The following is a 16,407-nucleotide window of genomic DNA, read 5'->3' on the forward strand; positions in this document are numbered from 1 at the left end:
ATGGCACAATTATGGCGCAATAACGGCACATCATTTTGTTGTACATAAGATATTATGGTAATAGATCAAAATTGAAGAAGGCGACTTCCATTATTGGAGGTCGTTTTTTTATATTCTCTGTAAACCGGGTCCAGTAAATCTCAGAATAAACGATTGGCGGCCCAATGAGAGCCTCTGAGTGTGGGCCTGGTTTAGAAAGAATATATCCAGGCGCTTTCCCAAACGGGGGGCGTTTTTTATTTGAGGGAGGGCTACGGATGGAAGTCGTTATAGAAAGTATTGAGAGAAAAGGAGAAACCCTATTTAGTGACGGGAGCATAATGGGATTTCAAACCTATGGGTTTTTGATAAAAGCCACCGTTCGTTTTAAGTCCGCTGAAGTTGAAGGCAGCTTTTATTTTCCGGGTGAACAGGAAATGAGTTTTTCAAAAGCCGAGAAGAAAATACGTGAGTTTTTCGTCAAAGAAGGTGATTCATTTGTGCATTGAAAAACCAAGCCTTACGAAAGGTGTAAAGCTATCTAAAGAAAAACCGCCATTATTGCAGATTGAGCTTGATGATATTGATTCAGTCCCACGTGTTTTCTACAAAGGAAAGGAGATTAAACGTAAAATCCGTGTGGATTTTTCATTCTTAACGAATGATGATACAGGTTTTCGTCCAACACATATCGACATTGAATACATTGATGAAGAAAGCAAGTTTGGATCAAAGTCGATTGTTTATAATCGATACTTTTACAACGAAAGGAAGGAGAAGTAACAATGAGCAAACGAATCATTCAAAAGTTAGCACACGGCGCATTAGTGTGGGACAAATATGAAATGAAGTCCCATTTCGTAACGCATGAGGAAGCCGCAGAGATTGAACAATCGACGGCAGCCAATGAAGTAGCAGAGTCAAAGTCAAAGCCAAAGGCAACCAAATCGAAAGGGACAAAGAAGGACGAGAAGACTGATACCAAATGAGATATTGCATTCATGACGGCTGCCGGAATCTTTTAGAGGAAGGCAGCTATTATTGTGATCAGCACAGGCCAAGGAAGAAAAGCAGGAAGCAAAACAAGTTTCAGTCTGCAAACAAGGCTTTCTATCGATCTGATGCCTGGAAGTCCATGAGAGAGTACATTTACCAACGTGACGGCGGCACCTGCAATGAGTGCGGTCGTTTTGTTTTTGGACAGAACGCGCACATTCACCATGTCATTCCGATTTCCAAGCAGCCAGAATTGAAGCTTGATGAAACCAATTTGATTCTTCTTTGTCCAAAATGCCACGCAAAAATAGAAAACAAGGAAAAACAATCCCCCCCATCCGTTTTCACAAAATTTTTTTGATTTGGGGACAGGGCAGGGGGAGTCACGTGTATACAAAAATGAAATTTTAAAGGGGGGTGTGAGGGAATTTGAAGGAAATGACACCACAGCAGCGGTCGGCCAGGACTCGAAAATTGAAAAAAATACGTGCTGATGAAGAAGGGAAAATTTTAGCCTGGCTGAAAGAGGCGGGGACATATTCTGAAACCCTTACGCCTCTGATCAATACCTATTTGGATGCTCATGTGATCTATACCCAAATGTATGAAGAATGGAGGGACGAAGGTTTTCCGGCCACGCGGTTGCATCAAAATAAAGCCGGCGCAGTAAATGAAATGAAACACCCTCTTGCTCAACAGGTAGCCGATTGGAACACGAAAAAAAGCAAGCTGCTGGAACAGCTGGGGCTTACACCGAAGCTTCAAAAACAAGTCGGTGGTCAGCCTAATTCTAATACCGACAGTTTCCAAACCTTTAAATCGAAGTGGAGTGCTGACGGGTGATAGAACGGGGTGTGAACTATGCTGATTTATATGCTGATCAGGTATTGAAGAATAAAAAAGATCATTGTAAATCGGTTATAAAAGTTGTTGAGCGCTACAAGAGAATGAAAAAGCGAAAAGACGTGTGGCTGGATGTCGACGAGGCAAATAAAGTCATGGATTTTATAGAAACCTTCTGCAAACATTCAAAAGGAGAGCTTGCCGGCGAACCCATTGAATTGGAATTGTGGCAAAAATTCATTTTCACAAACATATACGGCTTTTATAAAAAGGATGACAAGGGAAGGACTGTCCGGGCTGTTAGGACTGTTTATATTCAGATTCCACGGAAAAACGGCAAGACTGTTTTGGCAGCCGGTGCTGCCACTTATGCAATGTACGCAGATGGAGAAAAGGGCGCCGAATGTTTTACAGCGGCGACCGATGCAGAACAAGCGAATATTGCTGCGAAACAAATTGCAGCGACTATTCAAAACAGCCCTGATCTAAACACGCGGACCCAAATTTATAAAGGTCCGAAGGGGCACATTAACGCTATCATTTACCGTTACACAATAAACGGGACGAAGTTTGAAAATAGCATCCTGCCTCTGTCTAAAAATACACAGGGCCTTGATGGTAAAAACCCTCATTTCGTATTGCTGGATGAAGTACACGCGCAAAATAATGCCGACATGTACGATGTTTTAAAATCCGGTATGGGTTCGCGGCTGCAGCCGTTAATGTTCATCATTTCGACAGCAGGAAAAGGCACGACTTCCGTCGGTCTGCAAATCTATGATTATGCGCGGGGCCTATTGAATAACAAAAATGAGGAAGAAGAGGACATTTCCTATTTCACGTACATTACCGAACCCGACAAGGGAGATAAATGGGATGATCGGAAAGTCTGGAAAAAGGTGAATCCAAACTGGGGAATCAGTGTCCAACCTGACTTTTTAGAAAGTGAGTTTAAAACGGCTCAGATGAGCGCGGAGCGAAAGGATGAGTTTTTGGCCAAGTATCTGAATATTTTCGTCCGCAGCACCGGCACGTATTTTGACAAAGATATTGTCCAGAAAATGATCGAGGACAAGGAAGGGAACCTGATCAAAGACCTGGGCGATTTATCTGGCGAACAGGCAGTTATTGGCCTTGATTTATCCAGAACGACAGACCTCACATGCGTGTCTATTAATATCCCGACCCATGATGAAAACGGAAAATCGATGTTGAAAGTCAAACAGATGTATTTTATCCCGGATCATAACCTGGAAGCACGCGAAAGAATGGAGAATATCCCGTATCGGAACTTGGCCGAGCGGGGTTTTTTAACGTTATGCCCTGGTAAAACGATTGACTATGATATGGTTGTCGAATTCATTGTGGAATGCTCACGAATTTATGATGTTGAGCAGGTCAATTATGACCCGGCGCTTTCTCAAAAAGTGGTTGAAGCCCTTGAGGCCGAGGGATTGACTTGCGTGGAGACAAAACAATATTCTACCGTCCTCAATGCACCTTTTGATGATGCTGAAATTTTAATGTTTGAAGAACGAATTAAGACGGATAATCCCCTTTTTATCTACTGCACAGAAAACGTCGTAGCGGATAAAAACTTTCAAGGCTTGAAGCGGCCTTCAAAAAAGCAAAGTAAAGCCAAAATTGACGGCTTTGTTGCTTTTTTGAATGCCCATAAAGAAACCATGATGATGCTGGTTGATTACGATGAAGACGAATATGACGCAATGCTTAATGAATTGTACAGATAGGGGGTGATGAGAGTGGGGTTTATCCGTAATTTAGCGGGACGGTTCAGCAAACGTAGTTTCAATTGGTTTCAAAATTCATATTTTAATTATGGTGCATTTGTCAATGACGATAATATCCTGAAATCCAGTGACACATACAATCTGATGAAGCTGATCAGCGACCAGGTCGCATTGACAGAATTCGTTGTGGAAGATGAAACGACAGGTAAAAACTCAAAAGACCCGCGGGCTGATCGTGCTTTGCGGGTTTTAAATTGTCCGAATGATTATTTAACCGGATTTGAATTTAAGAAGCTGCTGACAAATGTATATTTGCTCCGCGGTGACGTGTATGTCTTCTACGATCAAAGCCAGCTGCACATTTTGAATAATGCTTATAGCGAGCTGACCGCAGCCGGAACGGAGAAAATCACTGTGTCCGGTGAAGTCGTTCCGTCCTACATGGTAAGGCACATTAAAAATATAGGCTTGAGCCATTTGGAGGGTGTTGGCCTGTTAGAGTTGGCAAAGGAAACGCTGGAAGGCGTCATGAACGCTGAAAAGGCGCTGACTGAAAAATATAAAAAGGGCGGGCTTATGGCGTTCCTTCTTAAATTAGAAACGCACCTTTCCCCGACCAATACGAATCAAACCAAAACCGTAAAAGCGATACTTGACCAGCTAGAGGGGATTAAAGACTCAGGGAAAACAAAATTGATTCCTTTAGGCCGAGGGTACGAAATTGAAGCTCTTGAATCCCCTGTGGATGATGAAAAAACGCTCAAGTATTTGAATATCTACAAAAAAGATTTAGGTAAGTTTTTCGGCATGGATAAGGACTTGCTGGACAAGCTCGAAGAAAAAGACATGGAACAAGCCATGATGAAGCTTTACACGAGTTGTCTAAAGCCTATTTTTCGCAATATCGAAGAACATTTGACCATTTTATTTTTTGGGAAAAATAGCGGGCTGCGCTTAAAATTCCGTCACAATCTATTAGACTTCGTAGGCATGAAAACCAAAACGGAGATTGCTTACAACCTAGTGCGGACTTCAATCGCCGTTCCTGACGACGCTCGGGAAATGCTTGGTTTCAAACGATTGAATACAGAAGAATCCAGCAAACTTTATATCAGTAAAGACCTTGTGGGCTTGGACAGGCTGGAAGATGTTCTGAAAAGCAGCCTGAAAGGTGGTGATGAGGATGGATAAAGAGCAGCGGACTTTTCAAATCAAGGGTCTGGAAATTAGGCAGCTTGCAGATCAGGAAGAGACACCACAAATAACTGGTTATGGGGCTGTTTTTAATAGTCCGGCCGATATTGGCGGGATGTTCACCGAAGTGATCGCACCCGGTGCCTTTCAAAAGGCGTTATCAAGACAGGACGATGTCCGTGCCCTTTTTAATCACAATTGGGATTATGTGCTTGGGCGGACACGCAGCGGAACCCTGCAACTCGAAGAAGATGACAAGGGTTTGAAATTTACTGTTACGCCGCCAGATACCTCTTGGGCAAATGATCTGCGCCGGAGTATGGAGCGCGGCGACATTAATCAATGTTCTTTTGGATTCAACGTAGTAAAAGACGAATGGAATTATGATACATCACCAGCGACACGCACGATTCAAGAGGTAGAACTCTTTGAAATTAGCGTTGTCGCCTTTCCTGCATATGAGGATACAGAAGCGTCACTTGTCCGATCTGGTGACATTTATCAGAGAGCAAAACAAAAAAATGAGCTGCGGCAAAAAAAGCAGCAACTAATTAATAAAATTCAGGAGGCTATGAAATGAAACTAAGTGATATTTTAGAAAAACGTAAAGCGACGATTGAAAATCGTATGAAGGAGCTGCGGGCTGATTTAGAAGGAGACCAAACGGAATCCTCCTCTATCGAAACAATAGAAAAAGAGGTAGCCGAACTGGCCGCGGAACTTGATGCCGTAAAAGCGGAGCTTGAAAATTTAAAAGGCGACGAAGAAAAGCAGCCAGAAGAAGGCGAAAGAGACGGCGACGAAGGCGGAGAAGAAAGGGAATCAGATGAAACAGAACAGCGCGGCCAGCAGTTTATCGCACCTGAAAAGCGGGACGCTATTGTCAGCAATATCATGAAATCTCTATCCTCTGAAAGCCGCAAACAGGCAAAAGAAGGGGAGCAGCGCAAAGCCTTCGCAAACTATCTTGTCGGGCGTATAAGCGAGAACGAAGCGCGGGCGATGGGTGTTGAGACAACTAACGGGAAGGTTTTAATTCCAGAATCTCTATCAAAAGAAATCATTACTTATGCCCAAGAAGAAAACCTGTTGCGGAAATACGGAACCCGCGTTCAGACAAAAGGAACACAAGGTTATCCGGTTCTGGTGAAGAAAGCAAAAGCCCAGCGGATTAAAACTGAAAGAACATTGGACAATCCAATTCCGCAGACCGACATCAATTTTGATGAAGTATTCCTGAACCCTTCTGAAATTGATGCGCTGGTGTTGATCACCAAAAAATTGCTTGCCATGACTGACATGCCTGTTGAACAAACAGTGATTGAAGAGCTGAAAAAATCCTATGTAGAAGAAGAGGCAAATTTCTTCTTCAACTCTACAGATAATCCGGGTTCCTTGATTCAAAAAGCTGTTGCATTTAATCCGGGGAATATGGAGGTTTATGACAAGCTTGTTCGATTGAAAAATTCTGTTCCAACGTCTAAACTCAAAAATTCTCGTTGGATGATGAATAGAGCTGCCCTTACAGCTATTGAAACGTTAAAAGATAAAGACGGAAAGCCGTTGTTGCGCGAGGCTTATATTGAAGGAGCCTTCGGTTACAGGATTCTGGGCTATCCGGTTGATGTAACTGATTATGTGGACGGCAGCACACCGGATGTACCGCGCCTATACTTTGGTGATTTTAGTTCATTCCACATTCAAGATGTCATTAATTCTTTAGAAGTCAGCAAGCTTCTGGAAAAATACAGTGATACAAACCATGTCGGCTTCAAAATTTGGCACTTAAATGATGGCCAATTGATCTATTCACCATTTGAGCCAACAGTATTTAAATTGGAGTTGACGACTGATGGCGGAACTGCATCGGCTTAATGATCGCTTAAAAGAGCATTTAAGGATTGAAGACAGTGAGGAAAATTCCTTGCTGTCTTTTTATTTGCAGTCTGCTGCAAATTACATCAGAAGGGCAACAGGGCGTGAGGATGATCATTTGATTATTCTGGCGGCTGGCATCTTTTATGAATTTAGGGTGACGGAAAAAAGTATGAACCTTGCCCTGGATGCCTTAACCCCGTTAATCCTTCAAGCGGAAATGTGTGGTGATGACAATGCCAGTGAATCCGGGGGAGCTGAAACATAAAATTGAGATTCAAAAGGGGGTGCCAGGGCGCAATCCTAAAACGATGAAACCGGAATACGTTTGGACAACGTTTATAAAAGCTTGGTCCGAAATTATGCAGCCGCGGGATCGTTACATTATCCAAGCATCTGCGGCCCATCAGGAAAATACTGCATGGTTTCGCATTCGACACCGAAAAGGGATTAAATCAGGCTCTATGCGTGTTGTATACAAGGGTCAACCTTTTAAGATCGAAAAGGTCATTCCCGATTTGCAAAATCAGGAGCTTATGACATTGCAATGTGTGGGGTGGGATCATGAGAATAGCGGTTCAAGTTGATGGCTTTGACGATGCTCTTCGCCGTCTTGAAAGGTTTGGGCAAGATGTTGAAAAACGTCAAGTCAGATCATTGCGAGCCGGCGGGAACGTTTTAAGAGACGGTATGAGGGCAGAGGTTCCTGTATCAGAAATTGATCACAAACACATCAAAGACGATATTCAGGTACGGCAGACGCCGAAGAAAGACAGGCCAATTCCAAACGCAATCAGCTTTGATATTGGCCCCGGAAAGGAAACGGCTTGGCGGGCGAAGTTTGTTCATAATGGCTATGTTGCAAAGAACGGCCGTTTCGTACGGGGAAACCCGTTTGCTGTTCGGGCTTATCGGCTTAAACGCGTGGCAATCAACCAGGCTGTCATGAATGAAATGCGGAAAGGGGCAAGGTAATGATTGATTATGAACCGTACATCGTAAAAGCCCTTTTAGATGATCCTGACGTATTTCAGATGACTGACGGCCGGATATATGCCGGAAACTTCCCTTTAGAGGAATCTCGTGAATATCCTCATATTTTAGTTCTGGAGATGGATAACGTTGATAAGGACTATGAGGACAATAAAGCCGCATCAGCGGAAATTGATATTCAAGTCAATATATGGGTGAAGGCTGATGGCAACATAGGGCCTTTACAAACCGCGGTAGATAAAAAAATGAAAGCTCTCAAATGTAAGAGAATGTCTGTTACTCCTTTTGACGAAGAGGAACGTTCTGCTTTTAGAAAGGCTTTTTTATATCGAACAATTGTGAAATTAAAGGAGGAAGATTAAATGGGCAGTGTTAATGTAGGTCTTGAAAATTTAGTATATGCCAAGCTCACCAAAGACGAAAAAGGAAATATTCAATACGGGCCTGTACAGCCTTTTGCACCAGCTATTCAAGCAAACGTTGATACAACTAATGAAATGAGTACACTATATGCCGATAACGGGCCGATTATCGTCAATTCCAATATCGGAGAAACAAAAGTGAAATTGGGGATTTCTGAAATTCCTCAAGAGGTCCTATCAGATATTACAGGACAAAAACTTGTGAAAGGGGTCATTGTGTGGAAAAAAGGTGTTGTTCCTCCATATGTCGCCCTCGGGTTTACAGGAACAAAAGAGGACGGAAACGTACGCCATGTTTGGCTAACCAAAGGGCGCTTTGGAATCCCAGGCATTGATTGGAAAACCGCTGAAGATAAAACAGATTTCCAAACAGAAGAAATTGAGGGCACATTTATTCAACGTAGTGACAAGGTCTTTAAAATCACCGGTGACAGCAGCGTGGAAGGATATGACGAATACAGAGATACATTCTTTGATGCAGTATTTGACGTCTCTAAACTTGATAGTTCTTCAACGGCTACGGCTTCTACAACAACCACAACTAAAACAAGTACAAGCGGGGGAGCAGCATAATGTCTAAACCTTTGGAAATTACATTACGAATTGACGGCGAAGATGTAGCGTTTACGCAGGAATTTATCCCTTTTAAATTTAAGCGTAAAGCACTTGAAATTGAGAAGTACGCGAGAAGCGATGAGGCAGAGCCAGAGGAAGTTGAAAACAGACAGTTGAACCTTATCGTTGAAATTTTTGATAAAAAATTCACAAGAAAGCAGATTAATGACGGTCTGAATACGATCGATCACCGGAATGTGATTTATGACATTATCGGGGTAGGGGTTCTCGGCTATCCAACCCGTGAGGAAATCGAAAAAGAAAAAGAGGATTTTGATTTGGGAAAGCTGCTGGAAAAGGTACAGAAAGAGTCACAATAGATCAGGCATTAGACAACGTCAAAGATATATACGTTCAATTGATGGACGAAAGAGGATGGACGCTAAATGAAATTGATAATAGTGACTATCCTTTTTTTATTGAATTGCTTGAGCATCGGGAAAAACTCAAGAACCCGAAAGAGCAACGCAAGCGAGCAAAAACTGTGCCGATAGATCATGTGTTTTAGGTGGGAGGTGAGACTGTGGCAACGGAAAGCTTAGGAAATATGATTTATCGCTTAGGGTTTGATGATGGCGGTTTTTCGGCCGGAATAGATAACGTGGCGGAAAAAATGGCGTTGGTTCGAAGTGAATTGAAGGCTTCTGCATCGCAGTTTGGAGAGCTTGGGGACGCATCCGACAAGCTACGCCAAAAACAGGAAGGTTTGTCCAAACTGTATCAGCTGCAAGGTTCAAAAATCGAACAGCTGCGGGCGAAATATGAAGAGCTCGCACGTGAAAAAGGGGAAAACTCACAAGCTGCTTTACAACTGGCCCAGAGGATCAACAATGAAACAGCCATGTATAACCGTCTCGGCCGGCAGTTAAGGGCTACGACATTAGAAATTAACACTCAAAATTCTGCATGGACCCGAGCGGGCAGAAGCTTGCAAGAGTATGGCGAACGCCTTCAAACCCAAGGCGAACGGCTACGGATGATAGGAAAGGTAGGATTCGCCGGGATTACGGCTCCTATCGGTGTACTCGGGGGTTTGGCCCTTAAATCCGCAGCCGATTTCCAAAAAGCCCAGGGGAAAATCTCATCTTCCTTGAACATGACGAAAGAAGAGGCACGGGAAGTAGCCAACATATCAAAAGATGTGTGGGTTAGTGGCTTCGGTGAATCACTAGAAGAAGCAAACCAGGGCGTTATTGATGTTAGAAAAAATTTTCAAGGCTTAAAGGGAGAAGAACTTGAACAGGCCACAAAACGCGCTTATGTTCTCCGGGATACTTTTGAATTTGAAATACCTGAAAGCACTCGGGCAGCTAAAGCCTTGATTGATAACTTTGGTGTGGATGCAGGGAAAGCTTTTGATTACATCACCGTTTCTGCGCAAAAAGGCGGCGATTATTCAAACGAGCTTTTAGATACGATCTCAGAATACTCAGCCCAGTTCAAATCAGCGGGGCTTTCCATTGACGGCATGTTTAACATTATGATTCAAGGTGCACAAAATGGCGCTTGGAACATGGATAAGGTTGGGGATGCGGTCAAAGAATTTAATATTCGTGCCCAAGACGGATCAAAAACGACTGCCGCAGGCTTTAAAGCTATCGGCCTGGACGCTGACAAGATGGGTGCAGCCATCGCCAAAGGTGGAAAAGAAGGGGAACAAGCTTTCATGGCAACCGTGTCCGCCTTAGCGGCCATGAAAGACCCATTAGAAAAGGATCAGGCCGGTGTCGCTCTATTTGGCACGCAATGGGAAGATTTGCGGGGCAAAGTGGTAACCGCGATGAATCCGGCCAAGGATATGCTTGGTGATGTTAAAGGAGCCACAGACAAGGCAGGAAAGGCTTTGAAAGACAACTTTGGTGATCGCGTGGCCCAAGATTTTAGGCTATTGCAGTCTAATTTACTTCCGGTCGGTGAAATTTTACTTGATAAGATCGAACCGGCTTTGCAGGCGGCAGGAAAGACAGTCAAAGACTTTACGAATTGGTTTCAAGGTCTATCACCGGCCATGCAGAACACAATCGTTATCGCAGGATTGGTTGCTGCGGCGTTTCCTCCTGTTGTCATTGCTTTGGGTGCAGTTGTATCGAGCATTAGCACCCTCACTGGTGCCCTGGGCAGAGGTGCCGCAGCATTCGGTCGATACAGAGCAGAAGCAGCTATGACCCAACGTTCAACAGCACAATTAGCGGCCGCGAATACGGCTGCAGCTGTCCAAATGAACGCAAGCGGCACGGCATTATCTCGAAATACACGGGGCCTTCGCGGGTTCAGGGGCGCTGCCGGACTTGCTGGCGGTGCTCTTGCGATGTTTGGCGGTAAATGGGGGTCTGTTCTTGGGATCGCAACAACGTTCGCGCCTGAAATTATAAAGGGCACCAAATCACTCTTTAACTTCCGCGGAGGCGCACGAACAGCAACAGCGGCAGCCGAAACTTTGGGCGGCGGTGCAGCTCAAGCAACTGGCAAATTTGCCGGGTTTGGAGCAAAGGCTCTGGGTCTTGTTAAGAGTCTCGGGAGTGTTTCGCGAGTCGCTGGAATTGCTCGGCTTGGTTTTAGCGCTCTGGGCGGCCCCGTTGGGCTTGCAGTTACGGGCGTCAGCCTTTTAGCAGAAGGTGGATACAAGCTATATAACCATATGAAACAAGAACAAATTCCGACGCTAGACAGCTTCGGGAACAAGGTTTCTGAATCCACGACAAAAGCTGTTTTGGGCTACAAAAAATTAAATGATCAAGCAACTGTCCAGCTTAACAAGCTGCAATGGTCAGGTGAAACTGTCTCTAAAAAAACGGCGGACAGTATCGCACAAAACTTTGAACAGATGGGTAGCAAGATCAAAACAAGTATTGAGACAAAAGGAAACCAAAGTTACCAGACCCTTAGTAAATTCCTTTCATCCAGTAAAAGCCTGAGTCAGAGGGAACAAAATGCCATTTTAAACAATGTGAAAAAGAAGCAAAATCAAGAAACCCAGGCTGTCGATAAAGGGCAGAAACAGATCAAAGAAATATTAAACAAGGCCAGCGCAGAAAAACGCCAGCTTACACAAAAAGAACGGACCCAAATCAACAGCATTCAAAAGAAAATGATGAACACGGCTGTTCAAACCATGAGCAAAGGCGAGGTAGAACAAAAGGCCATCATGAGTAAACTAAAAAACGAGTCGGAAAATATTACAGCTCGCCAGGCAGCCGATACAATCAAAAACAGTATCAAAGCCCGTGATGGCGCGGTGAAAGAAGCGAACAAAAAATATGATCAAACTGTGGCAGCAATCGTCCGCGAACGGGATGAGACAGGTTCTATCAGCAAGAAACAAGCAGATAAGTTGATCAAAGAGGCAAAACGGCAGCGCGATGGTTCTGTTAAAAAAGCAGAGGAAATGCACGAAAATGTTGTAAAGCAAGCAGAGAAACAAGCAGGCGGGCATATCAAACAAGTTGACAAAGAAACAGGCGATGTCCTTACTAAATGGGATTCATTTGTTATTGATTTGGCCGGCTTTATCAATAGCGTCACCGGGGGAATTAATAAGGTTCTTGAATTTATGCATATCCCAACCATTCCAGAATGGACACCGAAAGGCTACAATAGCAAAAATGGTAAAAAGCTGAATGGTAAATATGCAAAAGGAACAAATTTTCACCCTGGTGGGGCGGCATTAGTCGGTGAGGAAGGTTGGGAGCTGGCGCATTCACCCGGAATTGGAACGTATGTTGTCGGTATGGGCGGCCCGCAAATCTGGGACCTCCCGCGTGGAACTTCTGTACTTCCTCATGATGAATCTAAAAAGCTAACATCTATGACGCAGATGCCTGGCTATGCCGGCGGTGTCGGCGACTTTTTCAAAGAAGCTGTGGATGGCTCTAAAAAGATGGTCAATGGGGCTTTATCTTTTGGAAAAAGCGTCGCGGATAAAGTCGGGGATGTCAGCGCAACTGCAATGGACTTGCTTACCCACGGCCCAGGTAAATTAATCAAAAAATTGTTTAATGGGATGATCCCATACAAATCAGGGAAAGGCATTGACTCATTTGGAACCGGCATATTCAAGATCTTAAAAAATGGAGCTACCGAATTTCTGAAAGGGGTTATGCCGGACCAGGAAACATTCAAAGGAACTGGCGGGACGAAAGCCGTCAACCAATGGGTAACGGAAGCGGTCGGCATCGCGGGCGTGCCTATTTCATGGATTCCTGGGCTAGTTACAATTGCCATGAAGGAGAGCGGCGGGAATCCGAACGCTATCAACCTATGGGATTCTAACGCAAAAGCCGGACACCCAAGTCAGGGCCTAATGCAAACCATCCCGTCCACATTCAACGCCTATAAGTTCCCGGGACATAATAACATCTTAAACCCTATAGACAACATTCTAGCGGCCATTAACTATATCAAGGCGCGTTATGGAGATATATCAAATCATCCGGGTTTAAAATCGATGGCCAGAGGCGGCGGATATGTTGGATATGCTGCGGGCGGAGTATCACCAGGCGCAGGCGGTACAAAACTTGCGGCTTTGAACGAAAGAGGGTATGACGAGCATATCATTACGACGGACCCGAAATATCGCGAAAGAAGTATCGGTATTTGGGCCAGAGCCGGGCAAGAATTAGGTATCCCAGCGCAGACCGTTCCGCAAATGCCGTCCATTGAACCGATCACACAGCGGCAGGATCAACAAATTGCATTGCTAATAGAACAAAACGCTCTTTTAAGAGAAATTGCAGCAAAAGAAGGTAATGTAATCATGAGCGGCAGGAAAGTCGGCAAGGTCTTAACGGCTATCAGTACAAAAGAATTCAATGATAGAAGCTCATTAATTGGAGGGATTTCATGAGGGATTTGGATTTGATCATAGGTGATAAACCCATTAGCGAAATTCTGCCTGGTGTGTCTCTCCTTTCATTCGTCCCTGAATCTCCTGTTTATGAGCGGCAGACCGTTACCTTGAAAAATAGAAACGGTCTGCTCAGTCCATCAAAAAACAGTCCGGGACGTTACAAAGAAAGAAAAATAGCGGCTGAATTTGCTGTCGAAGCCCATAACCCAGAGCAATTCTATTTGTATCGTTCGAATTTATATGCCTTGCTTGTCACTCAAGACCCGTATCATGTGATTCACTCATATGAGCCAAATAAACGATGGCTTGTGACAGCAGATGATGTGTTTTCTATTTCCCAGGATAACGGGAAACTGGCAAACACTTTTTCTGTTACATTTACGGCTATTCAAGGGTTGGCTGAATCTGTTTATGACAGTACCATTCCTGTGAACTTGCAGGGAGAACGATTTAATCTAGGAATGAATATAGGCAAATTCAGCGAGCAGCCTTTTCAGTTTAAAAACAAGAATCGATTCAGCGTATACAATTTTGGGGATGCCGCCCTTTCACCTATTGAGCATGATTACAAAGTGCAAATGTACTTTGAAGGCAAAGACATTAAGATCACAAATAAAACAACCGGGGACAGTATAACGCTTTCCGGCAGCCATTCAAAAAAGAATCTTTTGACGGTGGTCAAACAATATATCGTCAAAGGAAGTAATGTCATTTCTACCCGTGGCCGATTCCCGGAACTTGCTCCAGGTGAAAATAAGTTTTCAATTGAAAATGCAGATTATAGTGACCTTCATTTCATTACACGATTTTACTATAAGTAGGGGGCGGTAACAGGTGAATCAAATGTATGTGCAAGATCGGTTTACAGGTCAAAAATATGAAATTGCAGACGCCACCCCGCGTGTAACGGATGGAGTTGACGGGAAAAAGAGTCTGGGTTTCACTCTTGAAAATAGTTTTAGTGATCCATTGGCATTTAATGCGTTGACTGGCCGTAATCTTATCGTAATTGATGAGAGGGTTTTTAAAAATCAAAAATATGTCATTCGTAACGTTCAAATCTCTCAAGATGGAGAATTGTTATCAAAGTCGATCTCGGCCAATCATATTTACGTCTTTTTGCTTGGGAAAAATCGTGTTGATGATGTGATAACGGGAGAAATTTCTCTTGATAAAGCTTTAAATCATGCCCTGAAAGGCAGCAACTTCACTTATGAAATTATGGCTGATGCCAGAGACATCAAGCCCGTAAAAACTGATAGTTTTGGGGATGCTTTTTCCATTGATCTGATGGACTCTATCGCCTCTAATTACAAGGTTGAATTTGATGTGGATAATAGTCATATCTACGTCTATAAAAAGATGGGCCGTAGAATTAATAAAACCCTTGATACCAGGGCAAATATACAAGGGCTGCAGATTCAAATATCCGAAGATAATACGGCCACACGCGGGCGCGGCTATGGGAAACAAAAAGAAGAAAAAGACATGTTGGGTGACGAATCAATCGGATACGAAGCAAAAACTGGTTCATGGACTTATGATGAGTCATTAAAAGCTGATAAAACATCAAAAATTGGTTCAGCTTTTACTTTCTCTTTTACAGGCACAGGATTCAGGTTTAAAACTCTGACTTCGAAGCTTGGCGGTAAATGGGAATTTGTCATTGATAAAGATACAACGAAGACGATTTCAGTCTATAAAGACAATGATCCGAAAGAGGAAGTCATTGAAGTGGTTAGAGGCCTTGACCATAAAAAACATAATGTGGTTGCGACCTTTAAAAGCAAAGACAGCAAAAACCCAAACACAAAAGGAACTAAAGGTGCTGCTCCGGTTATGTACTTGCTTCGTGGAAATATATTTGAGATTTACAGGGAATTTAAAAATGAAGCCGAAAAATATGTGTTTCCTCCCATCCTTTTTGTTCATCCGAATGAAAAGGATTTTTTAATTGAAGGGCAGCCGACATGGGCAGAAACCATAAGAGATGAATCGATCACAAAGGCAGAAGATATGAAAGCTCTCTTGAAACAAAAAGTCAATCCGTTTCCGGAGGTCACAGTTGATATTGATTTTGAAGAAATTGAAGTCCCTGAGTTGAAAGGCATAGAAGACAAGATCACAAAAGGAGATACCCTCCACGTCATTGCGGACACGCCTCAAAACGGTATTACATTTGAGGACGATTTGCGCGCGGTGAGTATGTTCTATAATCCGTTGGATGACACCGAAAAGCCAGAAGTCACTTTCTCCAACTTTAAGAAGGACCTAATTGATATTCAACTGGACAGCAGGCGTCGCATCAAAAAACAAGAAAGGTATCTGATCGAGCAAAAAAATCAGATACTGGCCCAAATACAGGCGGCCAAAGCGGAGCTTTTTAATGTAGTGAACTCAACACAGGGCAAAATCCCCGGAAACTTTACGTATACACTGACCTTTAATTCTGGTGTTTGGGCAGTCACGAGCGGTCTGGGTAATGTTTCTGTCAGTTCTACCGGCCTCCTTTTGGAAACGGATGATGATTTTCAAATTAAGTATGTGACATCTGAAAGTTCAACGGTCATGAAACAAAACAACGTTTCGGCCTCTGTTGATTATGAAGGGAGCCAAACAGACAGTTTTACAGTTTCTCTTCTTCAAAACGGAAAACTATTGGATCCATCAAACGCTCCAGAAGGATCAAAAATAACTATTCTGATTGTGGGATACAGTTAAAAGGAAAGTTGGTGAAACGATGTATCAATTAGAGAAGCAGCATAATCCCGTCCCTAATGCCAAGCTCCTTTCACAATTGGATGAAAATGCTTGGATAACGGAAAATGCACTTAACGACAATATCAGGGCATTAAATTCTCATAAGGAAGCCAAAAAAGCCCATACGTCAGAA

Annotated in this window: 18 protein-coding genes; all 18 read left to right on the plus strand. The window is 43.4% G+C overall.

Annotated elements, in window-relative coordinates; genetic code table 11:
* The first annotated feature begins 257 nt into the window (after nt 1-257).
* Nucleotides 258-488 carry a hypothetical protein gene (locus tag QMZ64_RS20985; RefSeq protein WP_069500267.1) on the plus strand — a complete coding sequence of 77 codons (231 nt, stop codon included), beginning with the start codon at nt 258-260 and terminating at the stop codon, nt 486-488.
* Nucleotides 478-762, plus strand: coding sequence for a hypothetical protein (locus tag QMZ64_RS20990; protein ID WP_081329447.1), 285 nt, complete (start codon nt 478-480; stop codon nt 760-762). Before QMZ64_RS20985 ends, QMZ64_RS20990 begins: the two co-directional genes overlap by 11 nt.
* Before the next feature lie 2 nt (nt 763-764).
* Nucleotides 765-968 (plus strand): hypothetical protein, encoded by a 204-nt coding sequence (locus tag QMZ64_RS20995; RefSeq protein WP_145644034.1) that lies wholly within the window; start codon nt 765-767, stop codon nt 966-968.
* Between the two features lie 146 nt (nt 969-1,114).
* Nucleotides 1,115-1,336 carry an HNH endonuclease gene (locus tag QMZ64_RS23215; protein ID WP_367304416.1) on the plus strand — a complete coding sequence of 74 codons (222 nt, stop codon included), beginning with the start codon at nt 1,115-1,117 and terminating at the stop codon, nt 1,334-1,336.
* Between the two features lie 77 nt (nt 1,337-1,413).
* Nucleotides 1,414-1,818 carry a P27 family phage terminase small subunit gene (locus QMZ64_RS21005; RefSeq protein WP_043054550.1) on the plus strand — a complete coding sequence of 135 codons (405 nt, stop codon included), beginning with the start codon at nt 1,414-1,416 and terminating at the stop codon, nt 1,816-1,818.
* Entirely contained in the window at nt 1,815-3,569 is a 1,755-nt protein-coding gene (locus QMZ64_RS21010; RefSeq protein WP_106071239.1) for a terminase large subunit, read from the plus strand. The genes QMZ64_RS21005 and QMZ64_RS21010 overlap by 4 nt, the downstream gene beginning before the upstream one ends.
* Nucleotides 3,570-3,581: 12 nt before the next feature.
* Complete coding sequence (locus QMZ64_RS21015; RefSeq protein ID WP_106071243.1) at nt 3,582-4,760, plus strand: phage portal protein; 1,179 nt, start codon at nt 3,582-3,584, stop codon at nt 4,758-4,760.
* Nucleotides 4,753-5,343, plus strand: a complete 591-nt coding sequence (locus tag QMZ64_RS21020; RefSeq protein ID WP_095264177.1) for an HK97 family phage prohead protease — start codon at nt 4,753-4,755, stop codon at nt 5,341-5,343. The genes QMZ64_RS21015 and QMZ64_RS21020 overlap by 8 nt, the downstream gene beginning before the upstream one ends.
* Nucleotides 5,340-6,638 carry a phage major capsid protein gene (locus tag QMZ64_RS21025; protein ID WP_265627723.1) on the plus strand — a complete coding sequence of 433 codons (1,299 nt, stop codon included), beginning with the start codon at nt 5,340-5,342 and terminating at the stop codon, nt 6,636-6,638. Before QMZ64_RS21020 ends, QMZ64_RS21025 begins: the two co-directional genes overlap by 4 nt.
* Nucleotides 6,616-6,906: a head-tail connector protein gene (locus QMZ64_RS21030; protein ID WP_265627722.1), complete on the plus strand. Its 291-nt coding sequence runs from the start codon at nt 6,616-6,618 to the stop codon at nt 6,904-6,906. Before QMZ64_RS21025 ends, QMZ64_RS21030 begins: the two co-directional genes overlap by 23 nt.
* On the plus strand, nt 6,875-7,225 hold the full coding sequence (locus tag QMZ64_RS21035; RefSeq protein WP_265627721.1) for a phage head closure protein: 351 nt from the start codon (nt 6,875-6,877) through the stop codon (nt 7,223-7,225). The genes QMZ64_RS21030 and QMZ64_RS21035 overlap by 32 nt, the downstream gene beginning before the upstream one ends.
* A complete protein-coding gene (locus tag QMZ64_RS21040) occupies nt 7,203-7,613 on the plus strand; it encodes an HK97-gp10 family putative phage morphogenesis protein (protein ID WP_265627720.1) in 411 nt (136 codons plus the stop codon). Before QMZ64_RS21035 ends, QMZ64_RS21040 begins: the two co-directional genes overlap by 23 nt.
* A complete protein-coding gene (locus QMZ64_RS21045) occupies nt 7,613-7,993 on the plus strand; it encodes a DUF3168 domain-containing protein (protein ID WP_098408407.1) in 381 nt (126 codons plus the stop codon). The genes QMZ64_RS21040 and QMZ64_RS21045 overlap by 1 nt, the downstream gene beginning before the upstream one ends.
* A complete protein-coding gene (locus QMZ64_RS21050) occupies nt 7,994-8,626 on the plus strand; it encodes a major tail protein (protein WP_265627719.1) in 633 nt (210 codons plus the stop codon).
* Entirely contained in the window at nt 8,626-8,988 is a 363-nt protein-coding gene (gene gpG / locus QMZ64_RS21055) for a phage tail assembly chaperone G (protein ID WP_043054118.1), read from the plus strand. The genes QMZ64_RS21050 and gpG overlap by 1 nt, the downstream gene beginning before the upstream one ends.
* 203 nt (nt 8,989-9,191) lie before the next feature.
* Nucleotides 9,192-13,511 (plus strand): phage tail tape measure protein, encoded by a 4,320-nt coding sequence (locus tag QMZ64_RS21060; RefSeq protein ID WP_301441540.1) that lies wholly within the window; start codon nt 9,192-9,194, stop codon nt 13,509-13,511.
* Complete coding sequence (locus QMZ64_RS21065) at nt 13,508-14,335, plus strand: phage tail domain-containing protein (protein ID WP_095264184.1); 828 nt, start codon at nt 13,508-13,510, stop codon at nt 14,333-14,335. The genes QMZ64_RS21060 and QMZ64_RS21065 overlap by 4 nt, the downstream gene beginning before the upstream one ends.
* Before the next feature lie 22 nt (nt 14,336-14,357).
* A complete protein-coding gene (locus tag QMZ64_RS21070; protein WP_265627854.1) occupies nt 14,358-16,235 on the plus strand; it encodes a phage tail protein in 1,878 nt (625 codons plus the stop codon).
* Nucleotides 16,236-16,407: the final 172 nt, after the last annotated feature.

The sequence above is a fragment of the Bacillus sp. LB7 genome (assembly GCF_030449715.1).
GTDB classification, from domain to species: domain Bacteria; phylum Bacillota; class Bacilli; order Bacillales; family Bacillaceae; genus Bacillus; species Bacillus paralicheniformis.